The 318-nt window shown below is 48.4% G+C and carries 2 tRNA genes; both read right to left on the bottom strand.

The features are described from left to right. Positions 1–108: 108 nt before the first annotated feature. Positions 109–184: transfer RNA gene (locus EKN38_RS25645), tRNA-Ala, on the bottom strand. 36 nt (positions 185–220) lie between these two features. Beyond that, positions 221–297, bottom strand: a tRNA-Ile gene (locus EKN38_RS25650). Between the last annotated feature and the right edge of the window lie 21 nt (positions 298–318).

Below are 318 nucleotides of genomic sequence, written 5' to 3' on the forward strand. Positions count from 1 at the left end.
TTGTGTGTCGTTTCAATTTTCAGCTTGATCCAGATTTTTAAAGAGCAAAACTTCGCAGTGCACCTTTTCAGGTTCACTCTGAAGTTTTCTTGTGTTCGCAGTAAAAGATGGTGGAGCTATGCGGGATCGAACCGCAGACCTCCTGCGTGCAAAGCAGGCGCTCTCCCAGCTGAGCTATAGCCCCATCGTTTGCAACCTCTTCAAATTTGCCTTGCAAATTTGGTAGGCCTGAGTGGACTTGAACCACCGACCTCACCCTTATCAGGGGTGCGCTCTAACCACCTGAGCTACAAGCCTGTAGAGGTTTTTTACTGCTGT

The organism is Enterobacter sp. WCHEn045836 (assembly GCF_003965585.1).
GTDB lineage: Bacteria > Pseudomonadota > Gammaproteobacteria > Enterobacterales > Enterobacteriaceae > Enterobacter > Enterobacter dissolvens.